We start from the raw sequence: 15114 nt of genomic DNA on the forward strand, positions 1-15114 counted from the left end.
CTGGTATAGACAACTAGTCATAACAATGATACGCTTGGCATAAAGTTATAAAGGGGAGTGGACATGAAGCCGGGAGTATTATTGCATGGTGATTATATAGATGAGAACGGATCTCTTGTTAAAAATGGCTATCTTTTTATAAAAAACGGAAAAATTGAATACGTTGGCGGATTGAATCCACTAACAGATGATGAAGAAGCAGAAACTTATGAGATGCCTTCAGGTTCGATTATGGTTCCGGGTATGATTGACCTTCATATTCATGGAGCGTCAGGTGCAGATGTCATGGATGGAACAGAGGAAGCTTTGTCAATTATGGCTGAAGTCTTGCCTGCAGAAGGAACAACTTCATTCTTGGCGACAACGATGACGGAAAACACTCTTCATATTGAAGAAGCATTAGCTCAGACAGCATCCTTTATTGAAAACCAAAAACCTGGATCAGCTGAGATTGCTGGAATTCACCTGGAAGGGCCATTTATTTCTCCAAAGCGGGCGGGTGCTCAGCCAAAAGGTTTTATAGAAATGCCAAATGTAGAACGGTTTAAACAATGGCAGGAAAAAGCCCGAAACCAGATCAAGTTAGTGACACTTGCTCCAGAGATGGAGGGAGGTCTTGATTTAGCTTCTTATCTATCGAGCAATGGCATTATAGCTTCAATTGGCCATAGCGACAGTACTTTTGAAGAAGTTAAAGAAGGAATTAAATCGGGCATCTCTCACGTTACACATCTATTTAATGGAATGAGAGGTATGCATCATCGAGACCCAGGAGTTGCCGGTGCGGCACTTATTCAGAAGGAATTAAACGTGGAGATGATTGTTGACGGTGTGCATGCCAGCCCGGAAATGATGAATCTTGCATACCATTCAACAGGACCAGACCGTACAGTTCTCATTACAGATTCCATGCGAGCTAAAGGGTTAGGTGAAGGTACTTATACTTTAGGCGGGCAGCAAGTAACTGTGAAAAATGGAAGAGCTTATTTAGAAGATGGTACACTTGCAGGCAGTATTTTGAGCATGAATGATGCAGTGAAAAACATGATGAAATTTACGAACTGTTCCATTGCCGATATCGTAAAAATGACAAGCGTGAATGCTGCGAAGGAATTAAACATTTATGACAAAAAGGGTAGCCTGTCAAAAGGAAAAGACGCTGATATAACAGTATTAACAGAAGATTATAATGTGTGCATGACTTTTTGCCGAGGAGAACTTGCCTATCGGAGAAAGGAGGAGAAAGTTTGAAACTAATATCGGTTTCAGATGAAGAAGAACTCAGCAGAATAGCGGCAGAGATATTATTTACAAAAGTAAAGTCTGCTAAAAGATTAGTTCTTGGCCTCGCAACCGGTAGAACGCCACAAGGCATGTACCGCTATCTTTCAAAATATAGTAAAGAATGTAAGCAAACTTTTCAGCATATACACACTGTTAATTTGGATGAATACGTGGGATCTGCAACATACCACGCTTACATGGAGGAGCACTTATTCCGACATATTGATATTCCCAGAGACCAAACTCATATTCCAGATGGTGAGGCAGCTAGTTTAATAGAAGAGTGCAGCAGATATGAACAGATGATTAAAGAGCTTGGCGGCATAGATCTGCAAGTTTTAGGAATTGGAGAAAATGGCCATATCGGTTTTAATGAACCGGGTACCAGTTTTGATGCAAGAACACATATTGTACAGCTTACAGATTCTACGCTTAAAGCGAATGCTAAATATTTTGTTGACAGTGAACAGCCTAAACAAGCGATTACCATGGGGATTGGAACGATACTTGAGAGTAAAGAGGTCCTTCTTCTCGCGATCGGTGAGAGGAAAGCGAATGCTGTAAAAGAGCTTTTTAAAGGATCATTAAATGAAAATATACCTGCAACAGCATTAATAAACCATCCAAATGTTACAGTGCTTGCGGACAAAGGTGCTAGAAAGCTTTTAGATAAGGAGAGTTGACCCATTTTTATGATTGATAAAACATCACCCCTGCCACTTTATTTTCAGATAGAAGAGGCGATTAAGCAGAAAATCGATAAAGGAGAATGGGAGTCTGGCAGCATGATCTCCTCTGAAAGAGAATTTGCTGAGAATTATGAAGTAAGCCGAATGACTGTTCGTCAAGCCATCAACAATCTAGTCAATGACGGATATTTAACAAGGCGCAAAGGTAAAGGAACTTTCGTTTCCGGAAAAAAAATTGAACAAAAATTATTAGGGCTTACGAGTTTTACAGAAGATATGAAAGCTAGAGGTTATAAACCTGCATCAAAGCTAGTATCCTTTCAAACGGTTGAAGCAAATCACAAGCTAGCAAAGGCACTGGAAATTTCACAAAACGAAGAAGTTTACGAGATTAAGCGTGTTCGTCTTGCGAACGATATTCCGATGGCGATCGAAACAACTTTTGTGCCTGTACAGCTTATTCATTTAAATGAGATTCATATTAAAGAAGGCTCCTTGTATTCACAGGTCGAGAATGCAGGCTTCCATATAGATTATGCAAATCAGAGTTTAGAAGCTTCCATTGCCCGAGAGGCAGAAAGTGAGATTCTGGAGATTGCCAAGGGCGCACCCGTGCTGCTGATTCAAAGGCAGACCTATTTAACTACAGGGAAACCACTTGAAGTGGTCCATTCAGTTTATCGCGGGGACCGATACAAATTTATGATCGATATGAAGCGCTAAAGCGTTTTATATAAAAAAATGAAAGCGTTTACGTGAAGGGGGAAGGAAAAAATGGGGAAAGAGCAGCAAATGGCTCACAGCATCATTGAAAAGCTGGGTGGCGCATCCAATATCCAGACATTGATGCATTGTATGACAAGAATCAGGGTGAATTTACATGACCCGTCAAAAGCAGACCTAGCAGGTTTAAAAGACGTGGATGGGGTTTTAGGTGTCGTAGAAGATGATACATTGCAAATCATTGTCGGTCCTGGAATCGTCAACCGTGTCACACTTGCTATGAGTGAAGAAACAGGTATGAATATTCATTCAGTAGACGAAACAAACCCAATGGACTTAGAGCAGATGGCTCGAATGAACAAAGATGCCATTAATAAGAAAAATGCTACGCCTTTTAAACAATTTTTAAGAAAGATTGCAAGTATCTTCATTCCGTTAATTCCTGCTATCGTCGCTTCAGGTTTAATTGCCGGAATTACAAATGTAGCGATAAGAATGGGTGCAGATCCAGAATCTGCATTTATACAAATGTTAGGTTTGATTGGCTGGGGTGTTTTTAGTTATCTAGCCGTTTTTGTAGGGATTAACACGGCCAAAGAATTTGGAGGAACACCTGCATTAGGTGGTGCAGCTGGGATATTAATCATCAACCCTGGTCTTGCAAACATTACCCTTTTTGGAGATCCGCTTGTAGCTGGACGCGGCGGTTTAATCGGAGTAATGCTTGCAGCTGTATTTATTGCATTTTTAGAAAAACGTATCAGAAAGTTTGTTCATCCATCAATTGATATCATTGTTACACCTACACTTGCGTTATTAATTACTGGTTTTGCGACACTTTTTGTTCTTCAGCCTGTAGGAGGCTTCTTGTCAGACCTAATCACTAAAGGATTGCTGAATTTAATTGATATTGGCGGTATTTTCTCTGGACTTATTTTAGCAGGTACATTCTTGCCATTAGTTGTAACAGGACTTCACCAAGGTTTAACACCTGTACACATGGAGCTTATCAACACAATTGGAGATGACCCGTTATTGCCGATCCTTGCAATGGGCGGTGCCGGTCAAGTAGGTGCTGCGTTTGCCATTTACTTTAAAACGAAGAACCAACGACTTCGGAAAGTAATTAAAGGCGGTCTGCCAGTTGGTATGCTAGGCATCGGTGAGCCATTAATCTTCGGTGTAACACTGCCGCTTGGACGTCCGTTCTTAACAGCATGTTTAGGGGCTGCAGTAGGCGGAGCTTTCCAGGCATTCTATGAGGTGGCAACAATTGCAATCGGTGTATCTGGAATACCGCTTGTGTTCTTAGTGAATCCAAATGAAATGGTGCTCTATTTAGTAGGATTAGTCATTGCTTACGTCTTTGGATTCTTGTTCACATGGACGTTTGGATTTAAAGAAAGCATGGCAAAAGACATCTAACCAGGAGTGAATGACTTTTGTGTTATGGTATATCCATTTATTTAAGTGAACCTGATTCTATTAATAAAGACTGGATTCAGAAGGCGGCTAAAAATGGATTTCAGTACATTTTCACCTCTCTTCATATTCCAGAAGAAGAAGGATTCTCTTTTGTTGAAAAAGTTAAATGGCTGGGCGAAACAGCACAGGATGTTCATATGGAAGTTATGGCTGATGTTTCGCCAGCTTCACTTCAGCGGCTCGGTCTTAAGTTTGAGGAGCTTCCGCTGTTAAAAGATTGGGGTATTTCTGGAGTGAGGATGGACTATGGGTTTACAGCTAAGCAGATTGCTTGGCTGTCCCATTCTTTAAAAATCGGATTGAACGCCAGTACTATGGATGAAGTTCAGCTGTCAGTACTTCTGGATGAAGGGCTTATGCCAAATCAATCAGAAGCATGGCATAACTTTTATCCGAAACCGTTCACCGGCATTTCTAAACAAGCATTAAAAGATCGAAATGCATTGTTTCATCGTTTTGGAATAAGAACGATGGGATTTGTTCCAGGAGACGATCGATTAAGAGGACCTTTACACGAAGGTCTTCCAACGATTGAGGATCATAGACATATCCCACCTTTAGATGCAGCTTTAGAACTTCGTGCACTTGGCACGGATAAGATTTGCATCGGTGACCCTAATCTTTCAGAAGGGACTGCAAAAGGATTTAGCTATTTAGCTGATGGTACAGTTCCCATTTATGCTTCTTTTAATAAAGGGTATGAGCATTTTTGGAACAGCATCCACACGAATAGGATGGATGCTGCGCAATATGTTATACGATCTGTAGAATCGAGGGGAATGGATGCTGTCTATGAGCCAGATCCTTCATCCGCTGATTTGTTCGAGAGAGGCTGGATTACGGTGGATAATAAGCTGTATGGAAGATATTCAGGCGAACTTCAAATTTGTTTAGAGACTCTTCCGGCCAGTCCAAAAGTGAATATAGCTGGAAAAGTAAGAAAGAAAAGCGAGTCACTTTTGAAATGGATCGGAAGCGGACAAAAGTATATTTTCTTAGATTAGCAGATTAAAAGTTATGAACAAACACCGAAGGGAGAACGTGATGGATTTAACAAAATTGGCTACAGAAAAAAGAAACCTAGACACAATAAATATTGATGAACTTTCAACTTTAGAAGTGGTCAAAAAAATACACGAAGCAGATCTTGGCGTAGCCAGCTGTATCACCCCGGTATTATCTGAAATTGGCACGGTAGCAGAAAAAGTGGTCGAGGCTTTTGAAAATGGCGGCAGGCTGATCTATATAGGCGCAGGTACGAGCGGAAGACTTGGTGTATTAGATGCATCAGAATGTCCGCCGACATATGGAACTGATCCAAATTTGGTAGTTGGTCTTATCGCAGGAGGAGATTATGCCCTTCAGCATGCTATTGAAGGAGCAGAAGACGATTCCGAGCTTGGTAAGAAAGATTTACAAAAAGTAAATGTAACTAAAATAGATGTTGTTGTAGCAATTGCCGCATCAGGAAGAACTCCTTATTGCCTTGGCGCAATGGAATATGCAAAGAATCAAGGAGCCTTTACAGCTGCAGTGGTTTGTTCCCTTAATTCTCCTATGGAAAATGTTGCAGATACGAGCATTACGGTTGTTACAGGACCTGAAGTGGTTACAGGTTCAACTCGCATGAAGGCAGGTACTGCACAGAAACTTGTCCTTAATATGATCAGTACAACAAGTATGATCAAATGGGGAAAAGTGTACAGCAATCTAATGGTTGATGTTCAGCCTACTAACGCAAAGCTGAAACAGCGTGCCAGAAATATCATTATGGAGGCAGCCGGAGTATCAGAAAAGGAAGCAGAACAAGCTTTAAAAGAACAGAATGGAAACACGAAGGCATCTATCCTTCAGCTAGTAACTGGAGTTTCACCAGATGAAGCAAAAACACATCTGGAACAGCATAATGGAAGATTAAAAGAAGCGATCAAAAACTACACTCAAAAGTGAAAGGGGTAGGTTGTGATGTTAGGATTTTTACAGCGTATTGGCCGTGCACTTATGCTGCCGATTGCCGTTCTTCCGGCAGCGGGTTTGATTTTGCGTTTTGGCCAGGATGATTTATTAGGTATACCTTTTTTAGCTGCAGCTGGTAATGCGATTTTTGGTCATTTGGCATTAATATTTGCGATCGGGGTTGCAGTAGGACTTGCAAAAGACGGAAACGGTGCAGCAGGGCTTGCTGGTGCCATCGGTTATTTTGTTTTAACAGAAGGAGCAGTAAAGTTTGCCGAAGTTAACCTTGGCTTTGAAGGCAAGTTTGACATGTCCGTTCTCGGAGGTATTCTGGCAGGGGTTGTAGCAGGGCTCTTATATAATAAATTTTCTAATACGAAGCTCCCAGAATGGTTATCTTTCTTTGGCGGAAAACGGTTTGTACCGATTGTTACAGCAGGTACGATGGTCGTTCTCGCGTTAGTTTTCGGTTTCATCTGGCCTTATATCCAAATGGGATTAGAAAATGTCGGTACATGGATTACAAGTGCTGGAGCCATTGGGGCAGGAATTTTCGGGTTCTTTAACCGTTTATTAATACCGCTCGGGCTTCATCATGTTTTAAATAGTTTCTTATGGTTTGTTTTCGGTGAGTTTACTGGTGAAAACGGAAAAGCAGTTACAGGTGACTTGGCGAGATTCTTTGCAGATGATCCAAAAGCAGGTTTCTATATGGCAGGATTCTTCCCTGTAATGATGTTCGGATTGCCAGCTGCTTGTTTTGCAATGATAAGTGCAGCAAAAAAACACCGTAAAAAAGCAGTTGCGGGAATGTTGGGAAGTATGGCTCTTACATCCTTTGTTACGGGTATTACTGAGCCGATTGAATTTGCTTTTATGTTTTTATCACCGCTTCTATATGTTATCCATGCTGTATTAACAGCTGTATCAATGTCAGTAGCCGTATTGTTTGACATCCATCATGGATTCACGTTTTCTGCGGGAGCGATCGACTATTTCTTAAATATCGGAAAAGCTCAAAATGGCTGGTTATTACTTCCGATCGGTGCAGTGTACTTTGCAGTGTATTATGTAATCTTCCGTTATTTGATCGTAAAATTAGATCTTAAAACACCAGGAAGAGAAGATGAAGAAACAATCGTGGCCGAAGCAGCAGCAACGGGTACAGCAGCCGATTCCAAATATGATACGGCCGCGGAAGCATATCTTGCAGCACTGGGCGGCAATGAGAACATCGTTCAGCTTGATAACTGTATTACTAGATTACGTCTGCAAATCAAGGATATTAGTAAAGTAGATGAAGAAGCTCTCAAAAAAGCTGGATCAAAAGGTTTAATAAAACTTAATAATCAAAACATCCAAGTAGTAGTGGGAGCAGAAGTTGAGCCAATTGCAGACAGTATGAGAGATAAGCTGTAATAAAAGAAAACACCGTTCCCAAAGGAATGGTGTTTTTTCTCAATTAAGCGTTCCAATAACCGCTTACCGGTACATTTGCAGCATATGAGTATGGGTAAGGACATGGATACGAATATACGCAGCAATTCCCGTTGTACGAAACGGCTCCGACAATAATGAGCAGCACGAATAGTACCACATAAAGCGTAAAGCTATCAGAACAGTACTTTCTCGACGACATGGTTTCACTCCTCTTCTTGCACAATGAGAAGCCGATTTCTCTCCTCATCCCATTTTATGCAGACAGGATAAGCATAGAAACGTGATAGGTGCGGATTTATAGAAACCAAATGTCAGTTTAGTAGTTTACTTATATGCTTCATCTAGAATGATATATAGATAATCTGCAAATTCACCTTTAGAGAACATCGTTACCTCATGTACACCGCCAATATCGTTCCATACAAAAGCTGTATCGGTATCTGTTGTTTCTTCAACATCTGTTGGCAGACCAGCTAATTCTAGTGCCTTTGTTTTATCATCATCAAATAAGATTTCTTCATCAATTACCGAAAAAACAAGACGAGCGGCTTTTCCTTCAACAAAAGTAACAGCAAACTTTTCATTTTGATAATAGTTAACAGCAGCTGGAATGAAGTTCGATGTTCCAGAATAACGAAATTGAATTTTTTCAGTTCGTACGGGTTCTCCCCACATGTTGCTGACTTCTTTTTCCGAGAGGTTTGTCACTTCACTTGCAACAAATTGGTGATGGCTTGTTAAGTAATCTTTTTCTTCTTCATCCTGATTTTCGTTCGTTGCATCTTCTTCTGAAGTATTTTCTGAATCATCAGCTGCTGCAGTTTCTTCTGCTTCTTCATCGCCTGAAGCGGCAGGCGGAGAAGATTCATCTTTATTATTTTCTGCTTTCGTCTCTGCAGTTGGTTGATCTTTCGGTTTATCATCCTTAGAACAAGCTGAGAGGGTTAAAAGCACAGCACATATTAATAGTATTATTAGTTTTTTCATTATAGATCCCTCATTATGTATTTCGATTTTTTGGTTCTTTTCAAAAAGAATGTTACTTATGAGTTCGTTCTTCCACTTCATTGATAAGTTGATAGGAGTGAAAGGCGCGAGACTCCTGGGGGATTAGTGGGACAGGTGAGACTCCTAAATGCGCAAAGCGCAGAGGAGGCTCACCGCACACCCCCCGGAAAGCGAGCACCTGGAACGGAAATCAACACTTCCAAGAGCAACAAAGTTCAAGAAAACGGCCTTTTCATAAAATAGACAACAATAATGTTAACAAAAGAAAAAGTAAATTGAAAATGAAAAGTTTGGCAGATTAATAAACATTTACGAATGGAGAATAGGTGACATGTAAGCTGATCATAATCATAAAATAATGTTAACGAAGAAGCTAAATAAGAAGACATAGCAATTATATCAGCTTGCAATTAATAAAAACCATGGAAATATTTCATTTTGTTAACAAATCATCTACAATAATAGTAGACATTCACCAAAAGGGCGATATGATGAAAGGCAGGTGTGGTGGAGGATGCAATATATTGTCTATGATTTAGAAATGACTAACCGTTTGTCTGAAATTATTGAGATTGGTGCAATACGTATGAAGGTAGTAAATGGAGAACTTATGCATCTTGATACGTTTCAATCCTTTGTTCAGCCGAAAATGGATAAATTAAATACACGCATCACAAACCTTACAGGTATAACAAAAAAAGATTTAATTTCTGCTCCTTCTTACACTGAAGCCATTGAAAGCTTTCGAGCATGGATAGGCTTAGAAGACTATTATTTATGCTCCTGGGGACCTGAGGATAAATGGGCTCTCATAACAGATTCTACTTTTCATCAGACAGATATTGAATGGATTATAAATCACAATGATCTGCAATTCCATTTCAGTATGCTGCATGATAGTGGAAAAGGTTTTCGCTACGGATTATCACGTGCACTTCAAGCATTGGAACTATCATATGTGGGATCTAAGCATCGGGCGTTAGATGACGCAATTAATACAGCTAAAATCCTTCAAAAGATTTTCAATAATGTAGAGTTTACAATGAATCCGGCTTCCTACATGGAATCTAAACTCTTTGAACCTGAAAAACTAGTATATAAAACAAAAGCTGAAGAGGAAATTTCTCCATTTGCTTCATTATCAAAGTTATTTAACTAAAGTAATTACACGAAGATGTGTAAACTTCTAAAAAATGTAAGTTAACAAAAGATTTGATAATAGGACTTTGTTCCTGAAAATACGACTCGTTTCGACAAAAAGCATTAGGTATAATGGGTTAAAATCCATATAAAGTAAGATATGTCGTCATTTGACGAATTGTTTTTGTAGGAAAATGACCTTAGTTTCGATAATAATGATAGTGGGGGGTGTTTATTGGTGAACACTACATATTACATTACCAATAAAAATAATCAGTTGCTGGAGTTATTAAATACAATTGATTATTGCTTGAGTGATGCGCGGCTAGAAGAAGTGGATAGGATCATACGTCTTAAAGAAGAATTATTAGCTAACGATGGAATACATATTACTCCAGAACAAATTAATAACATCATTTCTTTGTTATTATCATTTGTTCCAATGACTGTTAAAGAAGTAGGATGAAAATTTAAGACGGCAACACCAAAAGGACCTCCCCGAAGAGGTTCTTTTTTTATTTACTTTCTACTTTTTCGAAGATCTTCTATTGGCTTTGGGGGTTGTTTTAATTTTTATGGTAAAAAAATTAACAATTTTATATACTTATAGTAGAAATTAGAATTTTTTGAAAGTTGTCAACTTAATTATCGGGGAGACTAAAGTATGTTTCGGATAGAAGATCAAACAGAGATCAACACATTATTTAATGGATTTCTCGATATGATGTTTTTAATGAAAGTATTGGATGAAGGAAAGAGATTTCAATATGCAGCAGCAAATGATTCAGCTCTTAAATATGCTGGGATCAAGAGAGATGTTATTGGCAAGTTTATGGACGAGGTACTTGATAGGAAACTAGCTGAAGAACTGCAAGCGGTCTATGAACAAACTGTATTCTCCGAAGAATCGATTCAGTTTGAGACAGAAACGTTCCATAAGGGTATGCGGCAAACAGCCGTGACATGCTTAACCCCTATACATAATCAACATGGCGAGTGCACACATTTATTAGCATCTGTTAAAGACGTTACTGAAACCAAAAACATCGCAGAAAAACTAGAAAGATCTGAAGAACAATATCGTATCCTATATGCAGAACAAAAAAATGCTGAATCTTTGCTTATCGGCCAAAAATTAATATTAGAAATGATTGCGAAAGGAAGCAGCTTGCAGGATGTGTTTAAAGCCATTTCTTTAAATTTCGAAGCAGCGATGCCACAATCAGAAGTTTGTATCCATTTGGCTAATGAGCGGGATAAAAGACTTGAGTACGTCTATTCTGCAAATCTGTCTGAATCATTCATTCAAGATATACATCAGATTGAAATAAGCTCTGCTGAAGAGAGCTGCGGCAGAGCGGCGTTTACATACCAGCCAGTTATTTTAATTGACATAGAGAAGGAATTGAAAAATGATAAAAAGAAACGAATGGCTTTGCAGCATGGAGTAAGAGCCTGCTGGAGCAATCCGATTCTTTCTTCTTCAAATCAGCTGCTTGGAATCTTAGCCGTTTACTTTAAAGCACCTACTTCTCCTGACGAAAAAGAATGGGGAACAATGGAAGCGTTTACGCATCTCGCAGGTTTAGCGATTGAACAAAAGCAAAAAGAAGAGGCGCTTCGAAAAAGTGAAGCTAAATTCAGAGCGATGACTGAAAATGTAACAGACCTAATCGTCACACTTGATACGAGCGGAAAGGTTAAGTATACGTCACCTTCTTACAAGCTTATTTTTGGAGAAGAAGCCAATTTGGGAAACTCTTTTCTGACCTATACACATCCGGAAGATATTCCCGCGGTATCTGATAAATTTAGAGTTCTTTTAAAAGTTAAAAAGCCGTCAGAAGTTCAGTTCCGTTATCTTCACGCAAATGGGCATTACATAACGATTGAAGCCAGGGCCATGCCAGTCTTGAAAGAATCAGGTGATATTGAGAACATTGTTGTTGTGGCAAGAGATATTACTGAAAGAAATAAACACGAAGAACTTATTAAAAAGATGGCTTATCAGGACCAGCTTACAGGCTTGTCAAATCGAAGGTCATTTACAGAAGAATTTGAAGGTCATATACGAAACGCGGAAAATAAGAGCCAGCAGCTGGGAGTCCTGTTTTTAGACTTGGATCGTTTTAAATTTATTAATGATTCACTCGGGCACTCTTTTGGCGACCTCGTCTTAAAAGAAGTTTCTTTAAGATTAAAAATGTTTACTAGAGGTTTTGGCAGAGTGTACCGTATGAGCGGAGATGAATTTACAATCATTCTTGAAGATATAAACGAAGAGAAGCTTAAGCAGAAAATGACTAACCTTCTAGAAATATTTTCGGAACCTATTTTTATTAAGGACGAAATGATACATATTACAGCGAGTATAGGAGTTTCTATATTTCCCCTTGATGGTCACGATCCGAAAGCATTATTGAAGAATGCAGATCTAGCCATGTACCGTGCTAAGGAAGATGGTAAAAATACGTATCAATATTATAAAAGTACACTTGACAGCAACAGTTATGAAAGACTGCTTATGGAGAATGAACTGCACGGAGCCATTGATAATGATGAACTGCTGCTTCATTATCAGCCAAGGTTTTCAATTGATCGAACATCTATCATTGCTTTGGAAGCCTTAATACGATGGAATCATCCGCGCTGGGGGATGATCTCTCCAGGGGAATTTATTCCTTTAGCCGAAGAAACAGGGCTGATTACTAAAATAGGAGCATGGGTTATTCGCACAGCATGCAGACAAACAAAAGAGTGGATGGATAGTGGATATCCTCCAGTTAGAATCGCGATAAATCTGTCTGCTAGGCAATTTTTGCAAAGAGATCTTGTTTCATCTATTCAATCGGTTCTGAAGGAAACGGGTTTGCCTCCGGAATTTGTAGAGCTTGAGATTACTGAAAGTACATTAATGAAGTATGAAGAAACTATACTTTACTCCATCGAGCAATTAAAAAAAATGGGTGTGCATTTTGCGCTGGATGATTTCGGGACGGGCTATTCCTCAATGGGGTATTTAAAGAAATTTCATATTGATACATTAAAGATCGATCAATCATTTATTAGAGGTATTGGCACGGAAACAGATGATTCTGCCATTGCTACTGCCATCATCACTTTAGCTCACTCATTAAAAATGAACGTTGTAGCAGAAGGCGTTGAAACGGAAGAACAATATAATTATTTAAAAGAGAAGAACTGCAATGAAATACAAGGATTTTATACTTGCCGGCCGATGGAAGCTAAAAAAATTGAGTTGTTGATTATCAATCATATGACTGAGGTAAAAGCAAACAAACCTATTACAGTTTAAATGAAAAAAGGGGCTTTATAGCTCCTTTTTTACCTTTTCTTTTCTTTTTCTGTTTTTTCTTTTAGTTCTTCCATTTCTTTTTTAAACCTTTTTGTAAGGGAGTTTTGATTTCCGTACAGGAAAATCATATCTCCTTCTTGGATTTCAGTTGTATAGCTATCTTTTCTTAATGTAACATCACCGCGTTTAATAAATAACACCAGCATGTCATCTTCCATTTCAATAACGTCTTTTAATTTCTTGCCGATGACTGATGAGTTTTTATGGATTGGCAGTTCAATCACGACGTCATCTTCATCAAAATACATCACATCACGCAGAGGCAGATCAGCTAGATTGTATTGTTTTTCAAGATGTCCTTCAAACGATTTCACCAAATAACGTTTAAACTTCGGAATACTCAGAATGAGGTAGAGTCCTATAAGAACCAATGTAATCATCCCAAGTTCAATAGAGCGAAACTCATCAGATAATATATTGCTAATCGCAGAAATGATTACAGCAAGAGAGAAAACACCGAAAAGAATAAGAAAAGTGCTCAGTCTTCTTCTGATTGGATGTTCTAATATTAGTTCTGATTCTCCTGTAGTGAACCCTGTTGCAGTGAACATAGAGATTACCTGGAAACGGGCTATTTCTTTTTTTAATCCTGTAAGTGTAAATAAAAGTACATTAATTTCAATTACGACTGCAATAATTGCAAAATAAAGTAAAGTAAACACAAAACCCACGAAGGCACCTCCGACTTATACTTTCTATAGCTATATACCCTAAAAATCTATATATAATTATTTGATATCCCTTTTTTTTGCCCTTTCATAAAAATTTGATGCTTCACATATAGTTTTGTACAGGAGGGGATTAAGATGACAGGCTTTCTGATTGCCTTATTACCGGCAGGACTATTATGCGGAGGAGTGGCTTTGCTCATACATTCATTCGTGAAAAAGGACACCTATCATTATGATAAAGATCATCTTTGGGAAGATGCACCGCAAACTTCAGAAGATTATCGTATTAAATAGCACATTCATTACTTGATATTTTCCTTCAATATGGTAAAAAGTAATAAAACCATAACTAGAATTGAGGACGTAATGTGAGGAAAGTGTCAAAAAAGTGGTTAATTGGAGGGGCGATTCTTGCCATCCTTCTATTTGCCATATTTCAAGTAGGAAAAACAGAAGGTGCTAATAAGACAAAGACAATAAAAATAGTCGCTCTGGGTGATTCATTAACGTATGGGGTAGGGGATCCTTCAAAGACAGGATATATTGGCGTTGTACGTCAAAATATCCAAAAGCAAACTGGGAGAAATGTAATTGTTAATAATTTTGGGATCAGCGGACAAAGATCAGACCAGCTTTTACGTCAATTGGACAATGGTGTCGTAATAAAAGCCCTTAAACAGGCTGAATATGTGTTTGTATTTATAGGTACAAATGATTTTAGACATGCCGCTGGCTGGAACTTCCGCCAGCTTCCGCAGCAGCCGCTTCTGCTTGGAAAGGAAAAGCTGCGCAACAATTTAAGTAAAACACTTGCTGTCATTAGGGAAAACAACTCTTTTGCACAAGTATATGTTTTGGGTTTATATAATCCATATTTTGGCGAAGAGTATGATACAAAAGCTCCTGAAAGTATACGTTCGTGGAATGAAGCAATTATTGAAGCGAGCAAAGAAAGCACATTAACGAAATACATCTCTACGTATGAACTTTATGAAAATATCGAGAAAGACATGTATTTTGCAGATACTTTGCATCCGAATCGAAGAGGTTATTATAAAATGGGGAACTGGGTTTATAATCAGTGGAAGCCATAATAAAAAGCTGACCAATTTGGTCAGCTTTCTTCATGCTATTTTTTAAATTGAGCATCCAATTTGCCGTTCATGTCAATTAGGAATCCAATTTCTCGGCCTAATAACTCACCAAGTTCTTTAGCCTTTTTTTCACTTTCATTTTTTATCTGCTCAATTGTTAATTCACCTTTTAATTTTGAAGCACCAACGATAATGCTTAAATCACCTTTTTCATAAAATACGATCTTCATTTACAATACCTCCCTGAA

Annotated in this window: 16 protein-coding genes; 12 read left to right on the forward strand and 4 right to left on the reverse strand. The window is 38.6% G+C overall.

Translation table 11 applies throughout. The features are described from left to right. Window positions 1–63: 63 nt before the first annotated feature. From nagA to nagE, 7 genes are read left to right on the forward strand one after another with little or no spacing between them, the layout of a single operon-like run. Window positions 64–1251: an N-acetylglucosamine-6-phosphate deacetylase gene (gene nagA, locus ACFW35_RS05035; protein ID WP_379844215.1), complete on the forward strand. Its 1188-nt coding sequence runs from the start codon at window positions 64–66 to the stop codon at window positions 1249–1251. Continuing rightward, entirely contained in the window at window positions 1248–1967 is a 720-nt protein-coding gene (gene nagB / locus ACFW35_RS05040) for a glucosamine-6-phosphate deaminase (protein ID WP_379844217.1), read from the forward strand. The genes nagA and nagB overlap by 4 nt, the downstream gene beginning before the upstream one ends. Window positions 1968–1976: 9 nt before the next feature. Further along, window positions 1977–2696 carry a GntR family transcriptional regulator gene (locus tag ACFW35_RS05045; RefSeq protein WP_379844218.1) on the forward strand — a complete coding sequence of 240 codons (720 nt, stop codon included), beginning with the start codon at window positions 1977–1979 and terminating at the stop codon, window positions 2694–2696. A 51-nt stretch (window positions 2697–2747) separates the two neighbouring features. Further along, on the forward strand, window positions 2748–4121 hold the full coding sequence (locus tag ACFW35_RS05050; RefSeq protein WP_379844220.1) for a PTS transporter subunit EIIC: 1374 nt from the start codon (window positions 2748–2750) through the stop codon (window positions 4119–4121). A gap of 17 nt (window positions 4122–4138) precedes the next feature. Beyond that, on the forward strand, window positions 4139–5185 hold the full coding sequence (locus ACFW35_RS05055) for a DUF871 domain-containing protein (RefSeq protein WP_379844221.1): 1047 nt from the start codon (window positions 4139–4141) through the stop codon (window positions 5183–5185). A 40-nt stretch (window positions 5186–5225) separates the two neighbouring features. Next, window positions 5226–6131 carry an N-acetylmuramic acid 6-phosphate etherase gene (murQ, locus tag ACFW35_RS05060; RefSeq protein ID WP_379844223.1) on the forward strand — a complete coding sequence of 302 codons (906 nt, stop codon included), beginning with the start codon at window positions 5226–5228 and terminating at the stop codon, window positions 6129–6131. A gap of 15 nt (window positions 6132–6146) precedes the next feature. Continuing rightward, window positions 6147–7556, forward strand: coding sequence for an N-acetylglucosamine-specific PTS transporter subunit IIBC (nagE, locus tag ACFW35_RS05065; protein ID WP_379844225.1), 1410 nt, complete (start codon window positions 6147–6149; stop codon window positions 7554–7556). A 43-nt stretch (window positions 7557–7599) separates the two neighbouring features. Here the strand turns inward: nagE and ACFW35_RS05070 are convergent, their stop codons facing one another. Both ACFW35_RS05070 and ACFW35_RS05075 read right to left on the reverse strand, forming a co-directional pair. Continuing rightward, a complete protein-coding gene (locus ACFW35_RS05070; RefSeq protein WP_379844227.1) occupies window positions 7600–7776 on the reverse strand; it encodes a YjcZ family sporulation protein in 177 nt (58 codons plus the stop codon). Window positions 7777–7901: 125 nt separating this feature from the next. Continuing rightward, window positions 7902–8564: a hypothetical protein gene (locus ACFW35_RS05075; protein WP_379844228.1), complete on the reverse strand. Its 663-nt coding sequence runs from the start codon at window positions 8562–8564 to the stop codon at window positions 7902–7904. Between the two features lie 535 nt (window positions 8565–9099). Between ACFW35_RS05075 and ACFW35_RS05080 the strand changes: the two genes are divergently transcribed. The 3 genes from ACFW35_RS05080 (at window position 9100) to ACFW35_RS05090 (ending at window position 13041) form a co-directional block, all read left to right on the forward strand. Next, entirely contained in the window at window positions 9100–9744 is a 645-nt protein-coding gene (locus ACFW35_RS05080) for an exonuclease domain-containing protein (protein ID WP_379844230.1), read from the forward strand. A 219-nt stretch (window positions 9745–9963) separates the two neighbouring features. Then, window positions 9964–10191 (forward strand): hypothetical protein, encoded by a 228-nt coding sequence (locus ACFW35_RS05085; RefSeq protein WP_156774284.1) that lies wholly within the window; start codon window positions 9964–9966, stop codon window positions 10189–10191. 198 nt (window positions 10192–10389) lie between these two features. After that, window positions 10390–13041 (forward strand): EAL domain-containing protein, encoded by a 2652-nt coding sequence (locus tag ACFW35_RS05090; protein WP_379844232.1) that lies wholly within the window; start codon window positions 10390–10392, stop codon window positions 13039–13041. A 29-nt stretch (window positions 13042–13070) separates the two neighbouring features. Here the strand turns inward: ACFW35_RS05090 and ACFW35_RS05095 are convergent, their stop codons facing one another. Then, on the reverse strand, window positions 13071–13772 hold the full coding sequence (locus tag ACFW35_RS05095) for a TrkA C-terminal domain-containing protein (protein WP_379844234.1): 702 nt from the start codon (window positions 13770–13772) through the stop codon (window positions 13071–13073). Between the two features lie 135 nt (window positions 13773–13907). On the opposite strand from ACFW35_RS05095, the gene ACFW35_RS05100 reads away from it, so the two are divergent. Both ACFW35_RS05100 and ACFW35_RS05105 read left to right on the forward strand, forming a co-directional pair. Then, a complete protein-coding gene (locus ACFW35_RS05100) occupies window positions 13908–14066 on the forward strand; it encodes a hypothetical protein (protein WP_165389362.1) in 159 nt (52 codons plus the stop codon). A 74-nt stretch (window positions 14067–14140) separates the two neighbouring features. Then, window positions 14141–14866 (forward strand): GDSL-type esterase/lipase family protein, encoded by a 726-nt coding sequence (locus ACFW35_RS05105; protein WP_379844236.1) that lies wholly within the window; start codon window positions 14141–14143, stop codon window positions 14864–14866. Between the two features lie 35 nt (window positions 14867–14901). Here the strand turns inward: ACFW35_RS05105 and ACFW35_RS05110 are convergent, their stop codons facing one another. Then, the gene (locus ACFW35_RS05110) at window positions 14902–15096 is read right to left on the reverse strand and encodes a hypothetical protein (protein WP_077359415.1); all 195 of its coding nucleotides are present in this window, start codon (window positions 15094–15096) and stop codon (window positions 14902–14904) included. Between the last annotated feature and the right edge of the window lie 18 nt (window positions 15097–15114).

It is taken from the genome of Fictibacillus sp. NPDC058756, assembly GCF_042746035.1.
Classification (GTDB): Bacteria; Bacillota; Bacilli; order Bacillales; family Fictibacillaceae; genus Fictibacillus.

Bases quoted from the DNA above. Each gene is read 5' to 3' on its own strand.
- ACFW35_RS05070 (WP_379844227.1), bottom strand. From the start codon at position 7,776: ATGTCGTCGAGAAAGTACTGTTCTGATAGCTTTACGCTTTATGTGGTA.
- ACFW35_RS05045 (WP_379844218.1), top strand. From the start codon at position 1,977: ATGATTGATAAAACATCACCCCTGCCACTTTATTTTCAGATAGAAGAG.
- ACFW35_RS05080 (WP_379844230.1), top strand. From the start codon at position 9,100: ATGCAATATATTGTCTATGATTTAGAAATGACTAACCGTTTGTCTGAA.
- ACFW35_RS05050 (WP_379844220.1), top strand. From the start codon at position 2,748: ATGGGGAAAGAGCAGCAAATGGCTCACAGCATCATTGAAAAGCTGGGT.
- nagE (WP_379844225.1), top strand. From the start codon at position 6,147: ATGTTAGGATTTTTACAGCGTATTGGCCGTGCACTTATGCTGCCGATT.
- nagA (WP_379844215.1), top strand. From the start codon at position 64: ATGAAGCCGGGAGTATTATTGCATGGTGATTATATAGATGAGAACGGA.
- murQ (WP_379844223.1), top strand. From the start codon at position 5,226: ATGGATTTAACAAAATTGGCTACAGAAAAAAGAAACCTAGACACAATA.
- ACFW35_RS05110 (WP_077359415.1), bottom strand. From the start codon at position 15,096: ATGAAGATCGTATTTTATGAAAAAGGTGATTTAAGCATTATCGTTGGT.
- ACFW35_RS05090 (WP_379844232.1), top strand. From the start codon at position 10,390: ATGTTTCGGATAGAAGATCAAACAGAGATCAACACATTATTTAATGGA.
- ACFW35_RS05075 (WP_379844228.1), bottom strand. From the start codon at position 8,564: ATGAAAAAACTAATAATACTATTAATATGTGCTGTGCTTTTAACCCTC.
- ACFW35_RS05100 (WP_165389362.1), top strand. From the start codon at position 13,908: ATGACAGGCTTTCTGATTGCCTTATTACCGGCAGGACTATTATGCGGA.